The sequence below is a fragment of the Sodalis sp. RH20 genome (genome assembly GCF_047324205.1).
GTDB lineage: Bacteria > Pseudomonadota > Gammaproteobacteria > Enterobacterales > Enterobacteriaceae > Acerihabitans.
Genome location: NZ_CP178733.1, coordinates 4,238,571 through 4,263,434, shown reverse-complemented (window position 1 = coordinate 4,263,434; position 24,864 = coordinate 4,238,571). Strand labels below are relative to the sequence as shown.

Here is a 24,864-nt window from a genome sequence, read left to right as displayed (position 1 = left end):
CGCCGACAGCGCCCCAAAACCTGTGGCACAGACTCGCTTATGCTTTGCTGATGGTGTCTCCCGTCATGGGGAAGGAGGCGTTGTGGGCAACCCCCTTGCGCGGCGGGAATACGCTTTGCGTAATGTCCGCTACGCCGCGCCGGGGTCAGCGTCTCTTAGGCCTGCCGCAAGGCGGCAAGGTTAAACGCGCGGCGAAACCGGATTCGCGGCGGATCAGGACCGATAGATTCTATCTCCTGGCACTGTTTCTCAACAGAAACGCAACGGCGAGTCTCGACCCGGAAACCTGCGGCGATCTGCAACTGGCGGCAAAGTTGCTCGACGTCGTCGCCCGGCAGCCTTCCCTGATACCGGATATTGCCCGCATGGCGCTTTCCGGCAGCAATCTCTACGGCGAGCGTCGGGGGGAAACGCTCAGCTCGTTGCAACAACGCGGCCTGGTCGGGCAAATGCTGTGCCGGCTTATCTACCAGGAAGAAAGCATCCCCCTGCGCATGGCAAAATTATTTGCGGTAAATCGTCAGGTGACGCAAAAAGAGTTTGCCGCGGTAGTGCGGACCTGGCCCTACGCCGAGGGCTTCGAGACAGGTGAACGGTTATGGCGAAAAAATTATGAAGCGGCGGAAATTCCTGTTCTATACCTCAACAGCCTTTATACCCTGACGGAAGGGCAGGCGTGGCACAAAAATGATTATCCCTTTTTTCTCGATCTGGATAACCTTTGGGTCGGCAGCCTGACCTGGACGTTAATACAATTCGGCGCCAGGTCTATCGCGCTGAAAGATATGGACAACCTTAACGCCACCTCTCCTTTTTCCATGATGGAATTGGGCTTGGGGCTGGTCGCTCTTTTCCGGCAAGGATTACTGGCAACCGGCGTGGAACCTACGTTTCATCTGGGCCTGCTGCTGTATTACCTGCGTGCTCGGCCGGAGCTGGACCTTGGGCAGATAGTCGTTAATGAAACGCTGGGCCCTGCTTTCGCGCTTCTCAAAGAAGAATTAGAAAACAGGCATATTATCGCCCAGCGCCTGTACGACAGCGTCAGCGATTACCAGGCGGATTACCAACGCCCGGCATGGCGTACCCGTCAGGGCGCCGCGGAGGAATTGCTCAGGCAGTATTGCGGATCGGCTTCGCTTCCACTGTCAAGGAAACATGCTCCGGCTGCCAGGCATTTCCGCTATTATGAGCAGAATCCGGTACGGCAACTGATGATCCGGCCTGCCGGCCAGCAATGTGCTGAAAACGGTACGACCATACCGGATCTCGATGCCTTTTATCGCCAGGAAGTGGAAAATTTTTCCAATAAAATCAAAAGCCTGGATGGCGCCCTTCTGGCTGCGGCCTTTCTGCCCAGCGATTTTCATGATCACCTCCTCCAGTCAGTGGACGTAAAGTTTCTGGAACATGCCGGCATAGACTGGGTGATTGCGAAGCTGGAGCGCATCCGGCGCGTGCCGGACATGTTTTATTCCAGCGTGCCCGTACAAAATGTGGGTAAATCCGATACGTTTTTTTTCCAGGCCCGGCTGACCCATGAGCGCCGGCTGTTTGCGTTGCGGACCACGGAACAGGGCTACCTGTTGCGCAGGATTGTTTATGACAATGCCCATCTTGAGGCACTGAAACCCTTTATGGAGGGTTGGCCGGCGCCGGGATTGCTGCCGCACTTCCGATTTTCGCTCGCGGTCCTGAATCACAACGCGCCCCTAAAACAACGAAATGAAACACTGGCGGTTTTCCTGGAGCGTTATGCCGAAATTCACTACCAATCCTATCGGCAAAAAATTTATGAACAGGGCTATCAGGCCATCGAGTCGCCTTTTCCCCGCATTTTGGATAAGGCGGCCGGCATGTTTATTCCCTTTTACACCTGTGTAAATTCTCTTATCGCGGGCCAGCAACAATCCGCCTTTACACATTGTCTGGTGGACGGCGCGCTGGTGGGGTTGCCGCTGATATTTGTCGGGGTAAAAGCCGGTCTGGGCCTGTACCGGGAGGCGGCTATCGGTGCCGCCGAAACACTGGGCGGACCGAGGTTCATCGCATCGGAGCGGGAAATTTTCGCCAACAGGGTGCCGGCCTCGACACAAATTGCCGGCGGCGTCACGGCCGCCCAAACGCAACTCGCGGGATTTATGGATGTGATGGGCAAAGAGGTGTTGAAAAGCTTCGACCCCGGTTTTGCCGCGCTGCGATCGCTGAGTCTCCTGACCAAAGGGGTCTACCTTGCGGTGCTCGGCAGAACGGCGGTTGGGCTGATACCATGGCGGTCTAGCCTGGCCAAAATCACCGGGAAAATCCCTCAGTACGTCTCTATCAATGCTACCCAGAATTATCAATTGACCTATGGGGACCAGGCAGATACACCCCTTACCATCAATGTGAAAGGGATTTCCTATTTGGTATTGCAGATACAAAACAGCAGCATGGTGGCGGCGCAGACCGGCGAGCGCATGCCCCACGGCGAATTAATGTTTTCCCAGTTGGATTTGCAGAGCCGGTTCGGCATCTATAAAAAATATTACTGCATCTATACCGGCGATGCGCAATGCCGGCTGGAGACCTATCGCCATCCGGACTTCAAGATTGAAAAGGCCGCCAATATCTCCCAGGCGCAGGAGGGACATTTTGTCTGGTTGCTTAACACCACCTTACCGATAAACCTGGTGGTGGTGCATCCTATTTATCAGGTCGAATATGTTGGCAATCGGTGGGTGCTATTTGAAATCAATGGCCGGCGCTGGGCCTTCGCCCATGACAGCGGCATTCTGATGCCGGCGGATAATACCGATGAATGGCATATCTCTCCCCCCGTGGCCGGAGATTTTATCTCGATGATTGATCGCGGCGCTGACGACAGGACTTTTAGGCTGCGCCTGATGCAGTTGCCAGGACGCCGTAAACGGGATACGGGATCGCGCAGCCTGCGCACGTGGCGTCAATTATTGACGGATTACCGGCTGGATGATGAGGGGGAAATTTCCGGATTCGCCGCCAATATTTACGATGACGCACACCTGGATGTGGCAATCGGCGAGGCAAAATTTCTCCTTGCGCCGGAAAAGAATGCCGCCACCTTCCTGTTGCGTCATCCGCGAAACGCAGCAGCGCCGGCTTTTCGCGTGGCGTATCTTCCCGACGAGGCTGATTTTGTTTTTGCCTCGCCGCTCGATCGGCTCAATTCCCACCGGATCGGCGAGGATTTGCGCCGGAAAATGGACGCTATCCCGCCGTCCGCCCGGGCATTCCCCGGCGATATCCTGCAGCCGCCGCTTTTCAACGGCGCTTTCCGCTACGGTAAACGCATGTTCCTGAAAAACGGCGATCGGTTTTTATCCATCACGCCCGCCGGCGCGTATTACCATGGTCTGCCGGGGGAGGAAGGGGATAGCCATGAGGGCGTATGGACCTTACGCTATGAATTGTTCACCGGAAGTTTTGAGCTGTCCGTCCTCCGGTCGTCTTTTCACCTGCCGGGCCAGGGAGACGACGAATTCCTTTCCCGGTTTGAAAAGCTTGCCGTTCGCGCCTTTGCGAAAAAAAAATACCCCACCCTGGCGGCGTTATGCCAGCCGGGCAACATGACTGACGGCCTTTCTCCCGCGCGGCAATCGCATCTTGGCGGTCGTCTGCGCCAGGTGGCGCTGCTGCTTCGTCTTGATCCTCATCGCCGATCGGAGCTTTTGCATGCTTCAAGCGTAGCGCTGCGCGCGTTCAGGAAAGACGACCGCCTGCCGATGGAGTGGATTGCCGACTTCCATCCCCTGGCACTCTGGGCCACGCTGGAAAACGTGGCGACGGCCTGCGGCCGGCGTAACGAGGGAGAGAGCCTGCTGGCAAGCCGGCAGTTGGCGCAGTTGGCGGGACAGGAATGGGGTTTCCCGGCGCCAGTCCTGATTGCCGAAGGGCCGGAGCCCATGCTGTTTATTGTCAGCCATACACCGGTTCCGGCGGGGCCGCACCAGGAAAAAAAATTTGTCATACGGCTGTTTGTCGACCGGATAGCCATACAGGAACTCGTCAGCGAGGACGGATTCCGTCGTTGGCTGCCGCTGTTTGAGGACCCGCAGCGGACGACGGTGACCAAACATGCCCTGGCGGAAACACAGCAGCCGGTGTTCTGGTGTGATGAAGCGGATCATCTCTGGGCGCAAACACCCGACGGCGTTAAAAGACGCTTATTGCGCAATGACAGCCGCCAGCCGGTGGATGATATTATCGTTTCTCCCGACGGCGCCACGGTGGTGGTGCTTCACTTCAGCGCACCGATAACGCAGCGCGCGCTGTTTTACGCCATGCCGGCCATGGGCGCGCGGACCGGGGAGGCGGATATTGCTTATTCGAGGGAAGTCGTTGTTACCGGTTCGGTGGCCCATGGCCGGGCATGGTGGGTTACCGATCGGGGCGAGCTGTTTGTACCGCGGCAACATTATTGGTCCTTGCAGGATGACCCGCAACCCCGCTGGCGCGCGCCTGAAGGTTACCAGCCGGATTTCGTCTCCCCCGACCAGCGTTTTCTCGGTTATAGCGGGCACGGTAGCCCATTACGCCAGCATGAGATAATGCTGATCGATACCGTTACCGATAACCGCTTGATACTGCGGCGCGGACGGCCTTTCAACCTGGAGAACTTTCGCCTGGGCAAGGTGGTCAGCGTCGCGTTCTCAGCGTTGAATGCGCTGGTCGCGGTTGGTTTCTCCGACGGTTACATTGAAATATACCGTATCGATGATGAGAATAACGCCGGCATGGGCATTTCTCTTGGCGGCGTAAGCGTGCCCGAGGCACTGTTTAATCTGGCGGGCATCAGCTATCCCAAACAAAAGCAGATGGTGCTCCAATTTAATAATGCTTTTGACCGGCTGCTGGTTTTTCACGATATCGGCGAATTTAGCGCCGGTTCGCCGGGTAACGGCAGCTATGCCATGGCGGAAATCTATCTGTCGGACGCAAAAAAACCGGATAGCTGACCGGGCGATGGCGCGCCAGCGGTGATAAGGCGGCTTGCCGGCGCGCAAGGCTGCCCCGCCTCCTTCCTAAAAAACCATTGAATTAATAAATTAATTTAAAACAATGGGTTAATGTTTTTTCGGTATTTCTGAAAGTGTTTATTCTGTGATCCTGTCCCACAAATCCTAATAAAAACGTTTTTATTAGAAACGTTTTTATGGGAGGCTGGCGCTATGTTACGGCTTGGTTGCCACTCTGTTAACCTTGATTGAGGTCTGGATAACGGGGAGCGCGGAAACAACGAAGGGGAGTCATGCATGGACACAGAAGGTAGCGGGAAAAACACAGGGCAGCGCAGGACCGGGGCGCATATCTTCGCCGCCGCGCTGAAACGCCATGGCGTGGAGGTGATTTTTGGCCAAAGCATTCCGGCCGCGCTGTTTTTGGCCACGCCGGAATACGGTATCCGCCAGGTGGGCTATCGTGCGGAAAACGCCGGTACGTATATGGCGGACGCTTATGCGCGCCTGTCCCATAAGGTGGCGGTGGTCACCGCGCAAAACGGTCCGGCGGCCACCCTGCTGGTGGCCGGGCTGGCGGAGTGTTATAAGGCCTCGGTGCCGGTGGTGGCGGTGGTGCAGGATGTGCATCGCAAAATGACCGATAAAAACGCGTTCCAGGAACTGGACCATCTCGATTTGTTTAAAGGCGTGTCGAAGTGGACGCGCCGCGTTACCGACATCGACCGGCTTGATGATTATATCGACATGGCGTTTACCGCCGCCGCGTCGGGCCGCCCCGGCCCGGTGGTGATTATCGTTCCCATCGATCTGTTTAACGAGGCCGCGCCGCAACATCCCCGCCGGCATGCCTCCTCGCTCGGGCATTTTCCGCTGGATCGCACGGTGGCCGCGCCCGAGGCGATTGAAGAAGCGGCGCGCCTGCTGGCCGGGGCCGCGGCGCCGTTGATTATCGCCGGCGGCGGCGTGCATATTTCCGATGCCGCCCGGGAGGTTGCGGCGCTGCAGGATGCGGCCTGCCTGCCGGTGGCCACCACCGCCATGGGCAAAGGGGCGGTCAGCGAGGACCATGAGCTTTCGTTGGGCGTGGTCGGGTATTTTATGGGCGCGCGCGGCCGTACCCGCCATCTGCGCGATATGGTGGCCGACGCCGATGTCATCCTGCTGATTGGCAACCGTACCAACCAGAACGGCACCGATAGCTGGAGCCTGTATCCGCAGGAGGCCAAATATATCCACCTGGATATCGACAGCCAGGAAGTGGGCCGCAACTACGACGCGCTGCGTCTGGTGGGCGACGCCAAACTGACCCTGCAGGCGCTGACGGCGGCCATGAAACGGCAGGATCTCGGCAAGCGCCGCGGCGCCCGTTCCGCCATTGCCGCCAGGATTGCCGCCGCCCATGAAACCTGGCAATCGGAGGTGCAGCAAACCCTGGATCTCAACGCCCGCCCGATTCGCCCGGAACGCCTGATGCTCGATCTGGATTCCCTCTTAACGCCGGAGACGATCGTGGTCTCCGACGCCAGCTATTCCTCGATCTGGGTGGCCAATTTTCTCAAGGCGCGCGCCGTCGGCGCCCGGTTTGTTACCCCGCGCGGCCTGGCCGGCCTGGGGTGGGGATTTCCCTATGCGGTAGGCGCCAAGATCGCCCGTCCCGAGGCGCCGGTCTTCGCGCTGGTGGGCGACGGCGGTTTCGCCCATGTATGGTCGGAGCTGGAAACCGCCCGGCGCATGGGGGCCAATGTGGTGCTGGTGGTGCTGAATAATGAAATCCTCGGCTACGAAAAACACGCGGAGAAAACGCTGTTCGGCGATTATTCCGACGCCTGTGATTTCAAGCCGGTGGACCATGCCGCCATTGCCCGCGCCTGCGGCTGCGAGGGGGTGCGTATCGAGAATCCCGCTGATTTTTTACCGGCCCTGAAACACGCCTTCAGCGCCGATAACACCACCGTTATCGATGTGATTACCGAACAGCGCGCCTACCCCCCGGTGACGATGTTCGACGGGCAAAAGAACCTGGATTACTGACAGGCGGAGAGACGCTATGAAAAAAATACTGAACTCCCCCGACGCCTATGCCGATGAGGCGCTGGCGGGTATGTGCCTGGCGCATCCCCATCTCTATCGGCAGATCGGGGAAGAGGGCCGGGTCGTGGTGCGCAACGCCGGCGTCAAAAAAGATAAAGTGGCGATTGTTTCCGGCGGCGGCAGCGGGCATTTGCCTTTGTTTGCCGGTTATGTCGGCCAGGGCCTGCTGGATGCCTGCGCGGTGGGTAACGTGTTTGCCGGCCCCGCCGTGATGGACTGCATGGACGCCATTCGCGCCGCCGATAACGGCCGGGGCGTGCTGCTGTTGTTCGGCAATTACGGCGGCGACAAGATGAATTTCGCCATGGCCGCCGAGATGCTGGCGGCGGAAAATATCCGCACGGCGACGGTGCTGGCCGCCGACGACGCCGGCAGCGCGCCGCGCGCGGAACGGCACAAACGCCGCGGCGTCGCCGGCCTGGTTTATGCCTATAAAATTGCCGGCGCCAGGGCCGAGCAGCCCGGCGCCACGCTGGAATCCGTCGCCGCCGTCGCCGCGCGCGCCCTGGACAACACGGTCACGCTCGGCGTGGCGCTGTCGTCTTGTACCGTACCGGAGGCGGGCAAACCGACCTTTACGCTGGGCGACGACGAGATGGAAATCGGCATGGGCATCCACGGCGAGCCGGGCATCCGCCGCGGCCCGCTGCTAAGCGCCGATGAAATGGTGGGTGAAATGCTGGATACGCTGATTCAGGACGGCGGTTACGCCGCCGGCGACCGGGTGTCGGTCATGGTCAATTCCCTCGGCGCCACGCCGCTGGAAGAGTTGTTTATACTGTATCGCCATGTAGACCGGCGCCTGCGTGACCAGGGCATCCAGGTCGTGGCGCCCCGCACCGGCCGTTATGCCACCTCGATGGAAATGGCCGGCATGTCATTGTCTCTCATCAGGCTGGACCGGGAACTTGAATCCCTGCTGCTGGAGCCGGCCCATTGTCCCTACTGGAGTAATCTCTGATGACCAATCAGGAATTGATTGCGCTGTTGACGCGATGTACCGCCAAAATCCGCGAGGTCTCGCCCAGGCTTAACGAGCTGGACGGCCGTTTGGGCGACGGCGATTTGGGGGCGACCCTTGAGAAATGCGCGCGGTTAACCGACCAGGCCCTGGCGGCGGCGCCCGCGGATATCGCCCCGGTATTCCAGGCCGCGGCCATGGCCTGCGTGCGCGCCTCGGGATCAAGCTTTGGCACCCTGCTGGGGGTGGCGCTGCTGACCGCGGCGCAACAATGCGCCGGCAAAACCACGCTGCGGCGCGAGGATATCGCGCCTTTGCTGGAGGCGGTGCTGGCGGCGCTGATGGCGCGCGGCGGCGCAAGCCTTGGCGATAAAACGGTGCTGGACCCGCTGGATGCGGTGCGCCGGGCGCTGCAGGCGGCGGCGCCGGGCGACGATTATCACGCCCTTGCCGTCGGCGCGGTGCGCGCCACGCTGGAAGAATACCGGCAAAAACCCAATAAAATCGGCCGCGCGCGCATGTTCGCCGAACGTTCCATCGGTTTGGACGATCCCGGTATGGTGGCTTTTGCCTGTCTGGTGCACGCCGCCGCCGGCCATGCGGCAATCCCTCAGGAGGTGTCATGATGCCAGGATCCCTGGAAGGACTGAAAGTGCTCGACCTGTCGCGTTTTATAGCCGGTCCCCTGTGCGCCATGCAACTGGCCGATCTGGGCGCGGACGTGGTAAAAGTCGAGCGGCGGGGCAAGGGGGAGGACACGCGCCAGAACAAGCCGCAGCTAAACGGACAAAGCCTCTATTTCCTGTCGTTCAACCGCAATAAGCGCAGCCTGGCGCTGGATTTTCGCGACCCGCAAGACCAGGAACAGCTGCGGCAGCTGATCGCCGCGGCCGATGTGCTGATCGAAAACTTTCGCCCCGGCACCATGGAAAAAATGGGCTGCGGGTGGGAAGCCCTGAAACAACTCAACCCGCGCCTGATCATGGTACGCATCTCAGGGTTCGGCCAAACCGGCCCGCTGGCGCAGCGTCCCTGCTTTGACGCCATCGCCCAGGCGATGAGCGGCCTGATGAGCATTTGCGGCCAGCCCGACGGTCCGCCGACCATGTCCGGCACCTTTATGGTGGATTATGCCTCCGCCCTTTACGCCACCATCGGCACGCTGGCGGCGCTGAACGCCCGTCACCTGACCGGGCGCGGCCAGCTGGTGGAGGCCTGCCTGCTCGACAGCGCCATCAGCATGCTGATTTCAGCCATCCCGGAACAGGCCCAGCTTGGCAGCACCATGTCGCGCATCGGCAATCTCGATCGTTTCTCCGCGCCGGTAAACAGCTACCAGACCGGCGACGACGCCTGGATTTACCTGTCCGCCGGCACCGATACGCTGTTCGGCCGCCTGGCGCAGGCCATGGAGCGCGCCGATTTGCTGGCGGATGACCGCTTCAGCACCTATCACGCGCGCCTGGAAAACTACCGCGCCATCGACGGGGTGGTGGCGGACTGGATAAAAAACCATACCGCAGAGGACGTCGTGGCCAGGATGGATCTGGCCGGCGTGCCCTGCTCCAAGGTCGCCACCATTGACGAGGTGCTGGAGAATCCGCAGCTCAGGGCGCGCAACCAACTGGTGGATATTACGCATCCCACCGCCGGCGTCTATACCACCCATGGCGTTACCGTCGGCCTGTCGGACACGCCCGGCATGATCCGCCGCCCGCCGCCTCTGGTGGGGGAGCATACCGGCGAAGTGCTGGCCGAGTGGTGCGGCATCACCCATACCCATAAGGCGTAAACGCCGCCAGGAGGAGGATTATATGGCCCGTATCAACCCTGAGCTTCGGGATCCGACCTATGAAAATGTGGTGGTCGGCGAATTAATCGGCCCGCTGGCGGTAACGGCGGATGAAGCCTATCGCCGCCGCGCCTGTTTTGCCCTGGACGACTACAGCGCGGACTATTGCCCTGCGTCCGGGCCGTACGTGCCGGCCGCCATGCTGGGCCGCGATCTGGTGGCCCTGTTCTGCAGCGTTTACGATCCCAGCCGCACGGTGGGGCTGCATCAAAAGGAAGAGATCTGGTTTGTGAACCCGGTTCCGCTAAACGCCGGGCTGCGTTACACCGGCAAATACACCGATAAATATATGAAGCGCGGCAAGGGCTATACCGTGTTTGATACCGAGGCCCGCGACGCCGATACCGGCGAACTCTACGTGCGCCAGATCAGCACCGAGATCATGCGCATTCCGGACAATATCCAGCTGGGCGCCGGCGGGTCCCGCGCCGCGCCCGCGCCGGGCCATATCGAACCGCACTGGCCCGCGCATGTGACGCCCGCGGCGAAAGCGGACGCCGCGCTGCGCCCGGGCACGCCGGTTACGCCGCTCACCAAATGCCCGGAACAGGGGCAAATGACGGTGTTTTCCGGCGGCAATACCCAGTGGTACAACATCCATACCGATATCGAGGTGGCGCTTAAGGCCGGTTTTCGCGACACCCTGGCCCAGGGCATGATGGAAACCTGCTGGGTGGCGGAAATGCTGGCCGGTTTTATCGGCCCGTCGTGGCATACCTCGGGCTGGATAAAAATGGCCTATATCAAACCGGTCTATCGTGCCGACCGCATCACCTGCAAAGCCGTGGTCCAGGACATCGTCGGGCAACGGGTGACCTTCCATGTCTGGGCCGAGAACCAGCATGGAGACATGACCGCCGTGGGGTGGGCAAGCGCCGATAAAGCACATAACGCATAACGCCGTTAGCGGTAGTTAACGGCACATCTTTATTTTTATTGTCATCACGCTCTATAAAGCGTGCGGGAAACCGCGCGCATAAAAACAACCCTACACTAATAGCTCCTGACGGAGGTTATATGACTAACGTAACGAACGAAACCGCGCAACAGCCCGCGGCGGAGAAAATAAATAAAAAGGAATTGTCGCGTGTGGCGTTTGCCAGCCTGATTGGCACTTTTATCGAATTTTATGACTACTTTATTTATGGCGCGGCGGCGGGGCTGGTATTTCCCCATCTGTTTTTCAGCGATATGCCGCCCACCGTCGCCACCATCGTTTCGTTCGCCACGCTGGGCGTGGCCTTTATTACGCGTCCCATCGGCGCCGTAATATTCGGCCATTTCGGCGATACAATCGGGCGCAAGGCGATGCTGCTGGCCTCGGTGACCATTATGGGCGGCGCGACCGTGGTCATCGGCCTGTTGCCCACCTATGAAACCATCGGCGTGGCCGCGCCCATCCTGCTGGTGATAACCCGGTTAATCCAGGGGCTGGCGGTGGGCGGCGAGTGGGGCGGAGCCACCACCATGATGATTGAATACGCGCCGCCTAACCGGCGCGGCTTTTACGGCACCTTTGTCCAGTTGGGCAACGTATTCGGCGTTCTGGTCTCGACCATGGCGTTTGCGCTGGCCTCGTCATTGCCGAAGGACATCTTCCTGGACTGGGGCTGGCGCATTCCTTTCCTCGCCAGTATTTTGCTGATGTTCGTGGGCATCTTTATCCGCCTGAAAATCCAGGAACCGCCGATGTTTCGCAAAGTGCAGGCGGAACGCGAGAAAAATAAGCTGCCCATCGTCGTGGTATTTAAAAAGTTTCCCAAACAGATTTTCCTGGCGGCCGGGCTGCGCGTCAGTGAAAGCGTGGTGGGTTACCTGGTTATTAGTTTTGTCTTGCAATATTGCACCTCTCACTTTGGCATGCAGGGCAATACGGTGTTACTCGGCGTCATGATTGCGGCGGCGTCGGGGATTATCACCTTCCCGCTGTGGGGACTGCTTTCCGATAAAATAGGCCGCCGGTCGGTATTCCTCATCGGCTCCCTGGGTTCGTGCCTGCTGGCCTATCCGTTTTACTACTTGATCAACACCGGCAATATCTGGGGTATTTATGCCGGCCTGGTGCTGGCCTACAGTTTTATTGTCGGGTCGATGTACAGTATCGAACCCTGCTATTTGTCGGAACTGTTTTCCACCGAAGTACGTTATACCGGCGTCTCCGTCGGCTCGCAGATTGCCGGCATCTTCGGCGGCTTTACCCCCGCGGTCGCCACCGTGCTGGTGGCCTGGGCCGGCGGCGCATTCTGGCCCATAGCCCTGATGATTATCGTCTGCGGCCTGATTACCGCGCTGTGCGCCCTCGGGGCGGGTGAAACGCTCGGGCGCGATCTGAACAGCGATATGATGCCGGTAAAAAAGCATAAAGGTAACGCCGAATCGTACCTGCTGAAAACGCGCTAATCGCGTGTCCCGGGGCGAAGGCGCGGCGCGCCGACACCGGCCGGATGCTATCGCCCCGGCGCGCTTCGCTTAACGGTTTTCTTCTTTCACGCCTGCAGCGGCGCCGGGATATCTCTGATTATGTGAATAAAAACGTTTTTTTAAGCGGGCGCGACGGTACAATAACGTTCACGAAGGTTTCCCGGCTCATCTCGCTTAAGGGTGCAAGGTTCGGATTGAATGGCAAAAAAATCGGCGCCAGGTAAGCGCCCGTCATCGACTAACAAAGTCTCCATCCACGATGTGGCCCGCGAAGCGGGGGTTGCCCTGTCCACGGTATCCAACGCGCTGAGCGGCAAGGACAATGTCAGGGCGGACACCCGGCTGAAAGTACAGGCGGCGGCCGACCGGCTGGGCTACCGGGTATCGGTGGTGGCGCGGTCCCTGCGCATGCGCCGCACCTTTACGCTGGGCGTGCTGCTGGCCGACGTGGCCAACCCGTCGTCGCCGGATTTCCTGCGCGGCATCGAGGATGTGGCCGATCAAGAACAGTGCAGCCTGCTGGTGTGCAACACCGACGGCAGGCTGGAAAAACAGCTCGAGCAGATGCGCGTGCTGCTTGACCGCCGGGTGGATGGCCTGGTGCTGCTGTCGCAGCACTGCGGGCAGCCGGAGGTCAGGGAACTGCTGGCGGGCGATACGCCCTACGTGCTGCTGCAACGCCGATCGCTTGCGCATGAAGACACCTATGTCGGCGCCAATAACGAGGAAGGCATCGGCGCGGCGGTGAAGCACCTGGCCGGCCTGGGGCACCGGCGTATCGGCCTGATTCGCGGCCCCGGCGACTCCTCCACCGCCGACGAACGTTATGAGGCCTACCTCCAGGCCATGGCGGCGCATCGGCTGCCGGTGCCGCCCGGCTATGTGGTACAGGGCGATTACCATGTCATGGGCGGGTACCAGGCCGCCAAACGGTTTTTCGCCATGAACCCGCGGCCCACCGCGATACTGGCGGCCAATGATATGAGCGCCATCGGCGTGATGAATGCCGCCCATGAGGCGGGCCTGGCCATACCGGCCGATTTTTCGTTAATCGGCCTGGATGATATCGAGATGGCGTCGTTTTCGCCCATCAACCTGACCACCATTGCCCTGCAGCGGCGTGAAATGGGCGCGGCGGCCAGCACGCTGCTGATGAAAATGATTCGCCAGAAAAGCACGCCCAAGCCTAAAAAGAAAATCTTCCCGATGAAGCTTATCGTGCGCGGGTCCACCGGGCCGGCCAAAGCGGACTAACCGGCGGCGTCAGGGGCCATACGCCGCGCGCTATTCCTTGGCCGGTTCCAGGCCGGAACCGGCGCGATAATCCGGTTAAACCGATCCTGGCTGGAACAGCGTGCCGTGCGGATCGATCACCTTGCGAATCAAACGCACCTCTTCCGCCGTCGGCGGCGCGGTTGGCCGGGGCTCGCCTTCAATAACCGGCTCGAACCCCATATTGTCCAGCACCTGCTCCAGGGTAAAACCCGGATGTATCGAGCGTAAACGCATCATTTTCGACGCCGGATGGAAATCGAAAATGGCTTTGTCGGTTACGCACAGGCTGGGACCCGGGCCGGGCAGGCCGAGCGCCCGGCGGCTGTCGCCGCCGTCGAGATACCCGACGCTGGTGATAAAATCCACCTTCGGCACAAACCCGCGCCGGGACAGATCGGTGACGATAATCGGGCGTTTGATAAAAGCCAGGTGCTCGGTTTGCGCCAGGCAGCCCACCAGCCTGGTTTTCGGCGGGCTGCCGCCGCCGAGGGCGGTAATATTGAGGTTGCCGTACCGATCAACCTGCGGCGCGGACTCAAAGGACACATCAAACCGGCCGCGGGTCACCATATCGATTTTATAGCCCACATCGGCGGGGGACGCGGCGGCCGGCCAGCGGGTATAGGCATCCTGCAGCAGCGCGTCGGGAATGGCGTCAAGGGACGGGGTCAGCAGGTTGCCCCAGTAAATGGAGAATCCGGGCGCGTGCCGGAGCTGCGCCAGGCGCGCGGCGGCGATGGGGATGCCCACCGCCAGGGTAAAGGCGCGGGCGGCGGTGCCCAGGCCGACAAAACCCAGCTCGTCATCGCGCAGTTCGCGGGCGATGGCGGTTATCATCAGTTCTTCCGTGGTGTAATCATCTGCGGTCATAAGCTTACATCTCCCTGGCGACGTCAAAGGCGCGGAGCGCGGTATGGGAACCGAATTTGTCCAGGTAGCCGGCGCGATCCCGGGTGGCGAGAATATAGTCGCGCAGGTACCGCGCCGGGCCGTCCGGCTCTTTTGCCGCCGCCAGCCAGGCTTTCAGCGCCGCCTCGTCTTCGTTATAAAACCCATCGGTGGCGGTGGGATGCGCGCCGTAAGGCGTTTCGATCACCGCCTCCACCAGGGTGTGCGGAATGTAGGTCAGCGCCGGGCGCCGGCATATTTCCGCATGGGGCACGATTTTCTCCACGGTAACGATCAGGCGCCTGGACGCGCAAGCCATCATCTGATCGATGTCATCGCTGTCGCGCACCACCGGCCACTGCACATTGCCGTATTCATCGGCCACATAGCCGTGCAGCAGGGTAAAATCCGTTTCCGCCGCTTTCAGCGCCAGGTAGGTGTCGCCGCTAAACGGACAGGTAATAGGTTTGATTTCCTCGGGGCTGTTGGCGCGCATGCCGGTGCCCAGCAGGGCTTTCGACGGCAGGAAGCTCAGCCCCATGGCCGCCGCGCGAAAGCGGGCCACGAAGGCGGATTCGGAATAATCATGGGTCTCGATCGCGCCGTCCTGCACCGCGCGGCGGAAATTGGGCGCCAGCCCGTGGCGGAAGAAACCGGCGTAAATGCCCTCCCAGCGCCGGATGGCGCCGGCGGCGGCGAGCATATCGGTGGCGAGCGTGGTCGCCCAGGTCAGCAAATGCAGGCCGGTAATATCCTGGCGGATCAGTTCGTGCACCAACGCCATCGGCTGGCGGCGCAGCAGCGAGCCGCCCAGGGCGACAGTGGCGCCCGAGGGGATACGGGACACCGCGTCGGGTAGGGTGGTCAGTTTGGATTTCATGGCGTTCCTCGTGTGGTGGCGCAGTATGCCGTGGGGGAGCCGCTTCCCCGCCCATGGGGGATCAGCACGTGATGGGGGTCGACCCGGCGGCGCAAAATGGCGAGCTCCTCGCGGGTGGGCAGCGGGGTGACCGGCGCGTCCGCAACGGACACCGGGAACCCGGTGCTGCGCCGCACGTCGTCCGGGTCGATGCCGGGATGGATGCTGACCACCCGCGCGTGGCCGGAAACGTCGTCGAAGGCGAAAATGCATTTCGGCGTCACTATCCATTCCGGCCCGCCGTGGTTCAGGCCCAGGGCCCGGCGCCCGTCCCGGCCGCCCGGATAACCGACGCCGGACACATAGTCCACCTGTCCGACCAGGCTGCGCGCCTGGTGATGGGGCATCATCAGGTATTCGCGGCCGAAGCAGGTCATATGCTCCGGCAGCAGGATGGAGCCGACCAGGCGCACGTCCGGGCGGCGATAATCGCCGATGCAGGTGCTGTTGATATTGCCCTGCCGGTCCACCTGCACGCCGGAGCCGAAACCAAAATCCACATCCCCGCGCCGTACGGCGTAGTGGCCGGGGTAACTTTGCATTTGCGCCTCGCAGGGCAGATCCTGCAAGCGGGTGTCGAATTCCGCGGTGGGCAGCGCCCTGAGGGCGGAAAAATCGGGATTAATACACCAGCCGGCCAGCAGGATGGTTAAATTGGGGGCATGGGTATGGCGGGCAAATTCCATGGCGGCCAGGGGAATGCCGGTAATATACAGGGCGGCCGCGCCGCCGGTCGCAAGACCGGTAAAACCCACTTCGCCGTCGCGAAAGCGCCTGGCGAGCGTAATGGTGATGATTTCCTCAAGCGTACAGTCATTCGCACTCATGCGGGCAACTCCGTATTGCGCAGGGCCAGCAGGCGCGTCAGTCCGATGCGCTCCAGCCAGCCCATCGGCGTCAACGCCCGTGTTTCGTCCTGCCAGGCGGCGAATTGCCCAGGCGTCGCGCTGGCCGCCACATATTCCGCGAAGGCCGCGTCGTCGCAGTCGTAAATACCGGGCAGCGAGGTAGGGTGCGCGCCAAATGGCGCCTCGACGATATGCGTGGTGCGAAAGGCCGGGATTTCCACCAGGTGCGGCTGTTTTTGCAGCTCCCGCGGGGTGACGATTTTTTCCACGCTGACAATCACCGTATCGCAGGCGCGGGTTAAGGTGATATCCACGCTTTGCGGCAACATCTTGCGCCGGTGAAACGCCACGTTACCGTATTCGTCGCCAATCGGCGCGTGCACCAGCACCACATCCGGCCGGGCGGGCGGCACCGCCCAAAGCTGAGCGGCGGTGACGGGGCAGGTGAACGGCACGATATCCGCATTGTATTGCGCCACGCCGCTGCCGCCGAGAAAGGTGCAAGGCCAGAACGGCAACCCTTCCTGGGAGGCGCGAAAGCGGTCCCAGGCCAGCAGTTCAGGATAATCCACCACCTCCAGCCGGCCGGCTTCCACCGCCCGGCGGAAATTTTTCGCCAGGCCGAATTTTTCCAGCCCGACATAGGAGGTCTCGATACGCGCCACGGCCCCGGCGCCGATAAGCCAATCGGCCTCGATGGCGTTAACGATGCCGACAATGGTCAGGTTGCGCCGTTGCTGACGGACCAGTTCGCGCGTCAGGGCCATGGGCCGCTGGTAGATGGCGAACCCGCCCAGGGCGATGCGCTGCCCGTCCCTCACGGTATGCACCGCGGTTTCAAGCGTAGTCAGTTTTGTCGTGCGGCTCACTATCCCCCCTTATCCGGCGTCTTATCGCCCGTCCATCGTCAGCCCGGCAGGTTATGAATCGTATATGAGATCGATCTCATATATAATGAAAAAAAACGCCCAACGGGGCGGATGAAGCGTCGCTCTGCGGTGAATACCCGGCGGTAACGCACGTGGTCATGACGGCGGCGACCTGGTTTATAAATTATCGGGCTTTGCGCGCGCTGGCTGTGAGATCGATCCCAGTTTTAACATCGTTAACCAGTGTATAACCCGGGAGGAAACCTATGGGCCGGCGGGAAGAAGGCGCAATGAATAACACCACTACCATCACGGCGGCGGCCAAACGCCCGACGCTGCTGGATATCGCCCGCGAATGCGGCCTCTCGCGCGCGACGGTGGCCCGCGCGTTGTCCGGCAAGGGATACGTCAATCCCCAGCGCAGGCAGCTTATCCATGATACCGCCGAACGCCTGGGATACCGCACCTCGGCCATCGCCCGCGCGCTGCGCACCCAGAAATCCGCCACCATCGGCGTGCTGATTGCCGATATCACCAATCCCATCTTTCCCGAGATCGTCAAGGGCATAGACGAAGCGGTATCCGTGGACAACTACACCCTGTTTCTGTGCAACACCGATGAGGACGTCGTTAAGCAACGCGCCTTGATCCGCTCCCTGCTGGACCGCCAGGTGGACGGGCTTATCCTCATATCCCAGACCGTCGCGGATGAAGCGCTCGCATTGCTGCAGGCGGGCCCGCCCTGCGTCTTTGTCAATCGCCGGCCCGACCCCCTGTTCGGCGATTATATCGGCCCCGATAACGCCATGGGGGTGGCGCAGCTGCTGGCGCATCTTTACGCGCTGGGGCATCGCCGCATGGCCTATGTGGCCGGTCCGGCGGCGTCCTCTACCGCCCAGGAGCGGCGGGCCTGTTTTATCCGGGAAATGGCGCGCCTGGGCTGCCCCGTGCCGGAGGGATTTATTATCGCGGGGTCCTACCAGGGGGAAAGCGGGCGACTGGCCGCGGCGGCTTTATTAGCGTGCGGCCCGCCGCCCACCGCCATCCTGGCGCCCAATGACTTTGTCGCCCTGGAAATTATCGCTTTTTTAAATGAACGCGGCTTACGGGTACCGGACGATATCTCGGTGACCGGTTTTGACGATGCGTTCAAGCTGGGTGTCGGCGGCCTGTATGCGCTGCGCGCGCAGGGGCTGACCACCATCGATCAGCCAAAACGGCAACTGGGCCGCCTGGCGGGCGACGCCCTGCTAAAGCGCATGGCGCAGCCGGGCACGCCGTTCGCCACCACCCTCCTGCCGACGCTATTAGCCGTCAGGGACAGCACGGCGCCGGCAAAATCCTGACCGGGCCGCCGCGTCGGCGGGCAAACGCCGGGATTAACCGTGCGCCGTTTGATAATGCCCCAGCCAGGTTTCCAGATGCGCCGCCGTCAGCGGCGGCGAGTGATAAAAGCCCTGGACTTCATCACAGCCCAGCGCGCGCAGCGATGTAAATGTGCCGGCGTCCTCGACGCCTTCCGCCAGCACGGTATAGTCCAGCGCCTTAAGCATGCTGATCACATGGCTGACGATAGTATGGCTGGCCTTGTCGGTGGTCAGGGTTTTGATAAGGGAACGATCGAGTTTGATGATATCCAGGGGCATTTTGCGCAGATAGCCGATATTGCTGTAGCCGGTGCCGAAGTCATCCAGCGAAATGGTAAAGCCCCGCTGTTTTAACCTCTCCAGGCCGTGCAGCGCCTCGGCGCTTTCCAGCACCCTTTCCGTCTCCAGGCATTCAATGCCCAGCAGCGCGGGCGGCAGCCCGTGCGCCGTTATTTTTTCCGCCAGCGCATCGGCAAAATGCGGCCGGGATAAATCGCTGACGCCGACGTTAATGGAAACCGGCAAATGTATCCCTTTTGCCGACCATTGCTTAACCTGGTCCAGGGCCGCGTTGATGACCCAGTCGGTCAGCGCGGCCATCAGGGTGGTTTTTTCCAGCAGCGGGATAAACCGGTCGGGGGTGATATTGCCCAGCGCCGGATGCTGCCAGCGGATCAGGGCTTCGAGCCCCGTTACCCGCCCGTTGCGTAAGGCGATTTTGGGCTGGAACACCAGATACAGGCCGGGTTTGCCATGCAGGTACGGGTAGAAATCATTCAGCAGCCGGAAATCCTCTTTTTGCCGGGCGTCGCTGGCGGCGTCATACGCCATGACGCGTTTTTTGCGGCCGATGGCGTCATGCAGGGCGCTTACCGCCCGGCGCAGGATTTCGGTAGGATCCAGCTCACCCGGCGCAAAGCCGACATAACCCGCTGAAATATGCAGGTCAATGTTGATTTGCGTGTTGATATGGGCGCTAAGCCCCGCCAGATGGTCGTTAAGCTCCGCGGGCGGTATCGGGCTGTCATCGTCCATAATCACCGCGTACCGTCCGGTGGCGACGCTATACAGCGTATCATGCCACTCCAGTTTCAGCCTGAGCAGGGTGGCCATATCCCTGAGCATATCCTCCACCACCGTCATGCCCAGGGAACGGGCGATTTCGTAGGCGAAGGGCATATCGATACAGTCAAACAGCATCAGGCGATAGCGCCTGACCGCGCCGGGCGTTTGCAACAGGCGCAGATCGTTCATCAACCGCTGGCGGTTGGGCAGCAGGGTCACCGCGTCGATATAGCCAATGTTATGCCAGGCTTCCAGGAACGCCGAAACCAGCCCGGCCATAATGCGCAAGGTCGCGATCTGCTCGCTGGTAAAGAGACGGGGCTGGATATCAATCAGGCACAGGGTGCCGATAATCACGCCGTCCCGCGACCGCAGCGGCGCGCCGGCGTAAAACCTGACATAGGGCGCGCCCCGCACAAACGGGTTATCGCGAAACCGGGGGTCCAGGCGCATATCGGCGCAGACCGTGATATCGTCGGCGGCCACGGCGGTCAGGCAAAATGCGTCTTCCCGCCGCGTTTCCGTCACCGGCGCCGGAAGCGCGTAGGGCGCTTTTAAATACTGGGTATCGCCGTCGAGGATAGCGATAAAGCTGGTGGCGATGCCCAGCGTCTTGCCGGTCAGCCGGGTCATCCTGCCCAGTATTTCGTCGCGATCATGCTCATCCGCTTTCAGCAGCTCAATGGCCGCCAATCGTTTTTTTTCGTCATGACTCAGGTTTGTCAGCATGATCAAGGCCCTTGCGGACGTTCCCAACGGGAAGCCGGTGTAACATCTCACCTTAACGGCGGCTATGGAATGCCGGGGTACATCTTTACCATAGCATTTCATCGGGCGACTTGCCCACACCGCTAAGGACAATATGAGGGAATCGGCCGGCGATAAACGGTTTTATTCCACACGCGGGGCGCGCAGGTGCATTAATGCCGATTTAAGGAAGAGAGGGTGCGGGTGATATCGCCGTTTAACGGTAAATACAAGGCATGCTCATTTTTTTCAAAAGAATAGAAACCATATTTTATATAAAATGCCTTGGCCCGGGGATGTTTTGCCTGCGCGTTAATAGCCCAGACCCCTATGGCGGAGTTAAGGGTATTAACGATGGCGTCGACGATAAGCGAGCCGCCCAGGCCTTTACCCTGATAACGAATATCGACCGCCAGCCGGCCAAGCAGGGCGGTGGGCACGGTCGGGTAGCGCGGCAGCTTTTGGGTGGCGGATGCCGCCAGGGCATTGATATTCACGGCGTAGGACGAGAGGGTGTAAAAGCCCAGCACGTTATTATTATTATCCGCGGCCGCATAACATTGGGTAAAGCGTTCGCGGCTTTCCTGTCCGGCATATTTCGCCAGATAAAGGTTCAGGCAGGGGACGCCGCAATCGAAATCCGTTTTGTTATGCTGGTCACCGAGCAGCGTAAAGGTCAGCGCGCGCATTATCTTCCGCCGAACTCCCTGCGCCGGCCCATGGCGTGCAGCAATCCGGCCGGCGTCTTGCGATCCTCCAGCAATGTCTCGGCGAACCGCAGCTGATCTTCCATCGCCAATTGCAGTACCGCCGCTTCTTCTATCGCCTGTTTTGCGGCGTCGTGGGTGGCGGTAATGATAAAGTCCGTCATGGTGATTCCCTGCAGGTCGGCGGCATGTTTGATTAACGCGTGAAGCGCCAGCGGAATACGGGCTTCAAGCCTGGCGGTTGTTGCCATGGTCACCCCTTTGTTCAGAACCCGGCAGTTTGCCGTACGGGAAGTCTACCTTAATCTTAGCCTGTTTATAATAACCGTTAGCGATAAAAATGACTTATTGCACATATGATCTAATAAGTAAAAATAGTTGCAAGATATTTTTATTAATTAATTATTTTAATTAGTACGCATTAATAGAAAAAATACATAACCTGATGATATGACAAATATTTTTATCGCCGCTGCTTCTGTTGACACGGAAAAATACGGCGATAATTTACATATCAGCGAAAAAAATCGCTATTTAAATGTGATTATAACGGTGGTGATTTTCATAATATCGTGGCGACGCAATAAGCTTTTAATGCTATTTTTGCGCAAATAGAGCAATAACTCATTTAAACTATTTGTGCGGTTGGGCGCGCAACGTCACCGGGCGCCGTTTGCTAAGGCCCGGCCATTATACAAAGCAGGAATATATGCAGGGGTTTTTATGCCGGCAACGCGGTCTCAGTCATCTTATGCCGCTACGGCCGGCTATCAATCGCCGCGTACCGATACCTGGCTCAGGTGCAGCATATTGGTATTGACGATGGCGATATTCACTTCAAAAGGCGTACCGTCATCCAGATACACGACCTCATATAACTCCATCATGGCGTCATTTGGTTTTATATTCATATGCTTGATCATTTCCAGATCAGTAGCATTAAATGCATGAAAATTTTGATCACGTTTATAAACCTTTTTCCCGGTAATCCGCTCGATATAAGAATATTTGGAATTTTCCAGCTCTTTAAACTCTATTGAATTAAACAGGGATACCGGGAAATGGATATACTCCAGCGAAACCGGAATGTCGTCGAAGCTCATCAGCCGCAGTATTTTATAAACCGAATCGCTGTTTTTAATACGCAACGCCTGGGCCATCGCGGCGTCGGGAACGGCGACAATACTGGCGGAAATCACTTTGCGGCCGGCGCGATGGCCGCCTTTTTGCGCCTGGTAATCAAAAGGAGACAGCGCATGGAACCGGCCGGATTGATTATTTTTACCAATGGAGCCGATATAGATACCCGACCCCTTGATGCGATAAATCCGGCGCTGATCGATAAGGATGCGGGTGGCTTCGCGCACCGTGGCGCGGGTGAGGCATAGCGCCCGTGCAATGGCTATTTCCGTGTCCAGTTTATCCCCGGGCTGCAGATCCGCTTCCTTTATTTTAGCGAGGATATAGTCGATAACCTCTTTTTGTTTTTCCGTAATATTGTCGGTCATCTCGTCATCTTCCGCCGCGTTATCAGATTGCGCACACCAAAGGCATAGTTTCCGGAGCGGGGAACAGAAGTCCACCAGCCGGCACGATGTGCATGATAAATGTGATCAAGTTAACAGCTTTACTGTAAAGCCATCCTGTCTGCTCATCTTTGCAAGCTTACCTCTTGTGTATAGTCACGTCCAGGTGCATTCTAAAGATGACTATACAAATTCAACATGTACATACTGCTATGGATTCTGTGTGTTTTTATCGTCTGCGTTTCAGGCTCAGGGGCAATCCCCTCGGCTTGGCAGCACCACATAAGGTTCATGGATTCAGTCGGATAGGGGAAAATCGTGGAAGAGAAGCAGCTGGCGAACGCCATAAGGTTTCTGAGCATCGATGCCGTGCAGAAGGCCAACTCGGGACATCCCGGCGCGCCGCTGGGCATGGCGGATATGGCGACTGTGTTATGGCGGAAGTTTTTAAAACACAACCCGGCCGATCCGCAGTGGATTAACCGCGACCGCTTTGTGCTGTCCAATGGCCATAGCTCAATGCTGCTGTATTCCCTGCTCCATCTGACCGGTTATGACCTCGGTACCGAGGATTTACGCAATTTCCGCCAGCTGCATGCCAAAACCCCGGGGCATCCCGAATACGGTTATACCCCCGGGGTGGAAACCACCTCCGGGCCGCTGGGCCAGGGCATTGCCAACGCGGTGGGCATGGCCCTGGCGGAAAAGACGCTGGCCGCGCAGTTTAACCGGGAAGGTTTTCCGGTGGTTGACCATTTCACCTATGTATTTATGGGCGACGGCTGCCTGATGGAGGGGATTTCGCATGAAGCCTGTTCGCTTGCCGGCACCCTTAAACTCGGCAAGCTTATCGCGCTTTGGGACAACAACAATATCTCCATCGACGGCCATGTCGACGGCTGGTTTAGCGATGATACCCCGGCCCGTTTCCGCGCCTACGGCTGGCAGGTCATCGCCGATATCGATGGCCATAACCCCGGGCAGGTGGCGGCGGCGCTGGAACAGGCCAGAAATGAACCACACCGGCCCACGCTTATTTGCTGCAAGACCACCATCGGCTACGGTTCACCCAACAAGGCCGATAGCCATGACAGCCATGGCTCGGCGCTGGGGGCGGCGGAAGTGGCGCTGGTCCGGCAAACCCTGGGCTGGACCCATGCCGCGTTCGAGATCCCGCCGGATATCTACGCCCACTGGGACGCGCGCGAAACAGGCGCCGCCGCCCAGGCGGAATGGCAACAGCTGTTTACGCGCTATCGCCGGGAATACCCCGAAGAAGCCGCCGGCTTAGTACGGCGCAGCCAGAAAATCCTGCCGGCGGACTGGCATGCCAACAGCCAGGAGTATATCCGCCGGCTGCAGGCTAACCCGGCCAACCTGGCCACCCGCCAGGCCAGCCAGAAAGCGCTTGACCAGTTTATCCAATGGCTGCCGGAACTGCTGGGCGGATCGGCTGACCTGTCGCCCTCCAATTTAACCCGCCACGGCCAGGCGCGCGATATTACGCCGGATGATGCCTCGGGCAACTATATCTCCTATGGCGTGCGCGAATTCGGCATGTCGGCGATGATGAACGGCGTGGCGCTGCACGGCGGTTTTATCCCTTACGGCGGCACCTTCCTGATGTTTATGGAATACGCCCGCAACGCCGTACGCATGGCCGCGCTGATGAAGATACGCAGCATTTTTGTCTATACTCATGATTCCATTGGTTTAGGTGAGGACGGGCCGACGCACCAGCCGGTGGAACAGCTCGCCGCATTACGTCTGACGCCGAATATGGAAACCTGGCGCGGCTGCGATCAGGTTGAGGCCGCCGTGTCCTGGCAGCAGGCCATCGAGCGTAACGACGGTCCCAGCGCGCTGGTGTTTACCCGCCAGCCGCTGGAGCAGCAGCCCAGGAACGCGCGACAGCTGGCGGATATCGCCCGGGGCGGCTACGTGCTGCGCGATTGCGACGGTGTTCCTGAACTTATCATTATCTCGAGCGGGTCGGAGATCGAGCTGGCCGTTTATGCCGCCGCCGGGCTCACGGAGCAAGGCAGGCGGGTACGCGTGGTCTCCCTGCCCTGCGTTGAACGCTTCGAAAAACAGGACGCGGCCTGGCGCGAAAGCGTGCTGCCCATCGCGGTGCGTAAACGTCTGGTGATTGAAGCCAGCATCGCTGGATTTTGGCAAGGGTATGCGGGATTGGACGGCAAGGTTATCGGTATGAACAGCTTTGGCGAGTCGGCGCCGGCGGCGGTGCTGTTCGGGCATTTCGGCTTTACGAAAGATAATGCCCTGGCGGCCGCCCGCGCGCTGCTTACGGCTTAACGCGCGCCGGCGAATGCAAGGTCAATCAATTGA

Annotated in this window: 18 protein-coding genes; 10 read left to right on the top strand and 8 right to left on the bottom strand. The window is 59.6% G+C overall.

Going from position 1 to position 24,864, the window contains the following annotated elements:
* The first annotated feature begins 122 nt into the window (after positions 1 to 122).
* The 8 genes from ACL2XM_RS19530 (at position 123) to ACL2XM_RS19495 (ending at position 13,558) form a co-directional block, all read left to right on the top strand.
* Entirely contained in the window at positions 123 to 4,976 is a 4,854-nt protein-coding gene (locus ACL2XM_RS19530) for a hypothetical protein (RefSeq protein ID WP_413731450.1), read from the top strand.
* A gap of 297 nt (positions 4,977 to 5,273) precedes the next feature.
* Entirely contained in the window at positions 5,274 to 7,010 is a 1,737-nt protein-coding gene (locus ACL2XM_RS19525; RefSeq protein ID WP_413731448.1) for an acetolactate synthase catalytic subunit, read from the top strand.
* Positions 7,011 to 7,026: 16 nt separating this feature from the next.
* Positions 7,027 to 8,031, top strand: a complete 1,005-nt coding sequence (locus ACL2XM_RS19520) for a dihydroxyacetone kinase subunit DhaK (RefSeq protein ID WP_413721930.1) — start codon at positions 7,027 to 7,029, stop codon at positions 8,029 to 8,031.
* Entirely contained in the window at positions 8,031 to 8,657 is a 627-nt protein-coding gene (locus tag ACL2XM_RS19515) for a DAK2 domain-containing protein (RefSeq protein WP_410012489.1), read from the top strand. Before ACL2XM_RS19520 ends, ACL2XM_RS19515 begins: the two co-directional genes overlap by 1 nt.
* On the top strand, positions 8,654 to 9,823 hold the full coding sequence (locus tag ACL2XM_RS19510) for a CaiB/BaiF CoA transferase family protein (RefSeq protein ID WP_410012488.1): 1,170 nt from the start codon (positions 8,654 to 8,656) through the stop codon (positions 9,821 to 9,823). Before ACL2XM_RS19515 ends, ACL2XM_RS19510 begins: the two co-directional genes overlap by 4 nt.
* Positions 9,824 to 9,845: 22 nt before the next feature.
* A complete protein-coding gene (locus ACL2XM_RS19505) occupies positions 9,846 to 10,781 on the top strand; it encodes a MaoC family dehydratase (RefSeq protein ID WP_410012487.1) in 936 nt (311 codons plus the stop codon).
* 119 nt (positions 10,782 to 10,900) lie between these two features.
* A complete protein-coding gene (locus tag ACL2XM_RS19500; protein ID WP_410012486.1) occupies positions 10,901 to 12,283 on the top strand; it encodes an MFS transporter in 1,383 nt (460 codons plus the stop codon).
* Positions 12,284 to 12,502: 219 nt separating this feature from the next.
* Positions 12,503 to 13,558 (top strand): LacI family DNA-binding transcriptional regulator, encoded by a 1,056-nt coding sequence (locus tag ACL2XM_RS19495; protein WP_413727312.1) that lies wholly within the window; start codon positions 12,503 to 12,505, stop codon positions 13,556 to 13,558.
* Between the two features lie 75 nt (positions 13,559 to 13,633).
* Here ACL2XM_RS19495 and ACL2XM_RS19490 read toward each other — a convergent pair whose 3' ends face one another.
* The 4 genes from ACL2XM_RS19490 to ACL2XM_RS19475 are packed head-to-tail and all read right to left on the bottom strand — an operon-like array spanning position 13,634 to position 17,103.
* Positions 13,634 to 14,449 (bottom strand): CoA-transferase subunit beta, encoded by an 816-nt coding sequence (locus ACL2XM_RS19490; RefSeq protein WP_413721932.1) that lies wholly within the window; start codon positions 14,447 to 14,449, stop codon positions 13,634 to 13,636.
* 4 nt (positions 14,450 to 14,453) lie between these two features.
* Positions 14,454 to 15,347: a CoA transferase subunit A gene (locus ACL2XM_RS19485; protein ID WP_413727310.1), complete on the bottom strand. Its 894-nt coding sequence runs from the start codon at positions 15,345 to 15,347 to the stop codon at positions 14,454 to 14,456.
* Positions 15,344 to 16,213: a hypothetical protein gene (locus tag ACL2XM_RS19480; RefSeq protein ID WP_413727309.1), complete on the bottom strand. Its 870-nt coding sequence runs from the start codon at positions 16,211 to 16,213 to the stop codon at positions 15,344 to 15,346. The genes ACL2XM_RS19485 and ACL2XM_RS19480 overlap by 4 nt, the downstream gene beginning before the upstream one ends.
* The gene (locus ACL2XM_RS19475; protein ID WP_413721935.1) at positions 16,210 to 17,103 is read right to left on the bottom strand and encodes a CoA transferase subunit A; all 894 of its coding nucleotides are present in this window, start codon (positions 17,101 to 17,103) and stop codon (positions 16,210 to 16,212) included. The genes ACL2XM_RS19480 and ACL2XM_RS19475 overlap by 4 nt, the downstream gene beginning before the upstream one ends.
* A gap of 290 nt (positions 17,104 to 17,393) precedes the next feature.
* Here ACL2XM_RS19475 and ACL2XM_RS19470 point away from each other — a divergent pair, with 290 nt between their 5' ends.
* Positions 17,394 to 18,449, top strand: a complete 1,056-nt coding sequence (locus tag ACL2XM_RS19470; protein WP_413731447.1) for a LacI family DNA-binding transcriptional regulator — start codon at positions 17,394 to 17,396, stop codon at positions 18,447 to 18,449.
* Positions 18,450 to 18,482: 33 nt separating this feature from the next.
* On the opposite strand, the gene ACL2XM_RS19465 is transcribed toward ACL2XM_RS19470, so the two are convergent.
* From ACL2XM_RS19465 to ACL2XM_RS19450, 4 genes are all read right to left on the bottom strand, one after another.
* The gene (locus ACL2XM_RS19465; protein ID WP_413731445.1) at positions 18,483 to 20,264 is read right to left on the bottom strand and encodes an EAL domain-containing protein; all 1,782 of its coding nucleotides are present in this window, start codon (positions 20,262 to 20,264) and stop codon (positions 18,483 to 18,485) included.
* Between the two features lie 191 nt (positions 20,265 to 20,455).
* Positions 20,456 to 20,971, bottom strand: a complete 516-nt coding sequence (locus tag ACL2XM_RS19460; protein ID WP_413721938.1) for a GNAT family N-acetyltransferase — start codon at positions 20,969 to 20,971, stop codon at positions 20,456 to 20,458.
* On the bottom strand, positions 20,971 to 21,240 hold the full coding sequence (locus ACL2XM_RS19455) for a DUF1778 domain-containing protein (RefSeq protein WP_413721939.1): 270 nt from the start codon (positions 21,238 to 21,240) through the stop codon (positions 20,971 to 20,973). Before ACL2XM_RS19455 ends, ACL2XM_RS19460 begins: the two co-directional genes overlap by 1 nt.
* 519 nt (positions 21,241 to 21,759) lie before the next feature.
* On the bottom strand, positions 21,760 to 22,497 hold the full coding sequence (locus tag ACL2XM_RS19450) for a GntR family transcriptional regulator (protein WP_410012476.1): 738 nt from the start codon (positions 22,495 to 22,497) through the stop codon (positions 21,760 to 21,762).
* Positions 22,498 to 22,830: 333 nt separating this feature from the next.
* Here ACL2XM_RS19450 and tkt point away from each other — a divergent pair, with 333 nt between their 5' ends.
* A complete protein-coding gene (gene tkt / locus ACL2XM_RS19445) occupies positions 22,831 to 24,831 on the top strand; it encodes a transketolase (RefSeq protein WP_413733244.1) in 2,001 nt (666 codons plus the stop codon).
* Positions 24,832 to 24,864 lie beyond the last annotated feature (33 nt).

What these genes read in the sequence shown, in the direction of transcription:
- ACL2XM_RS19510 (WP_410012488.1), top strand. Translation starts at nt 8,654, where the DNA reads ATGATGCCAGGATCCCTGGAAGGACTGAAAGTGCTCGACCTGTCGCGT.
- ACL2XM_RS19470 (WP_413731447.1), top strand. Translation starts at nt 17,394, where the DNA reads ATGAATAACACCACTACCATCACGGCGGCGGCCAAACGCCCGACGCTG.
- ACL2XM_RS19480 (WP_413727309.1), bottom strand. Translation starts at nt 16,213, where the DNA reads ATGAGTGCGAATGACTGTACGCTTGAGGAAATCATCACCATTACGCTC.
- ACL2XM_RS19490 (WP_413721932.1), bottom strand. Translation starts at nt 14,449, where the DNA reads ATGACCGCAGATGATTACACCACGGAAGAACTGATGATAACCGCCATC.
- ACL2XM_RS19515 (WP_410012489.1), top strand. Translation starts at nt 8,031, where the DNA reads ATGACCAATCAGGAATTGATTGCGCTGTTGACGCGATGTACCGCCAAA.
- ACL2XM_RS19455 (WP_413721939.1), bottom strand. Translation starts at nt 21,240, where the DNA reads ATGGCAACAACCGCCAGGCTTGAAGCCCGTATTCCGCTGGCGCTTCAC.
- ACL2XM_RS19460 (WP_413721938.1), bottom strand. Translation starts at nt 20,971, where the DNA reads ATGCGCGCGCTGACCTTTACGCTGCTCGGTGACCAGCATAACAAAACG.
- ACL2XM_RS19520 (WP_413721930.1), top strand. Translation starts at nt 7,027, where the DNA reads ATGAAAAAAATACTGAACTCCCCCGACGCCTATGCCGATGAGGCGCTG.
- ACL2XM_RS19495 (WP_413727312.1), top strand. Translation starts at nt 12,503, where the DNA reads ATGGCAAAAAAATCGGCGCCAGGTAAGCGCCCGTCATCGACTAACAAA.
- ACL2XM_RS19505 (WP_410012487.1), top strand. Translation starts at nt 9,846, where the DNA reads ATGGCCCGTATCAACCCTGAGCTTCGGGATCCGACCTATGAAAATGTG.
- ACL2XM_RS19450 (WP_410012476.1), bottom strand. Translation starts at nt 22,497, where the DNA reads ATGACCGACAATATTACGGAAAAACAAAAAGAGGTTATCGACTATATC.
- ACL2XM_RS19485 (WP_413727310.1), bottom strand. Translation starts at nt 15,347, where the DNA reads ATGAAATCCAAACTGACCACCCTACCCGACGCGGTGTCCCGTATCCCC.
- ACL2XM_RS19530 (WP_413731450.1), top strand. Translation starts at nt 123, where the DNA reads ATGTCCGCTACGCCGCGCCGGGGTCAGCGTCTCTTAGGCCTGCCGCAA.
- ACL2XM_RS19500 (WP_410012486.1), top strand. Translation starts at nt 10,901, where the DNA reads ATGACTAACGTAACGAACGAAACCGCGCAACAGCCCGCGGCGGAGAAA.
- ACL2XM_RS19465 (WP_413731445.1), bottom strand. Translation starts at nt 20,264, where the DNA reads ATGCTGACAAACCTGAGTCATGACGAAAAAAAACGATTGGCGGCCATT.
- ACL2XM_RS19525 (WP_413731448.1), top strand. Translation starts at nt 5,274, where the DNA reads ATGGACACAGAAGGTAGCGGGAAAAACACAGGGCAGCGCAGGACCGGG.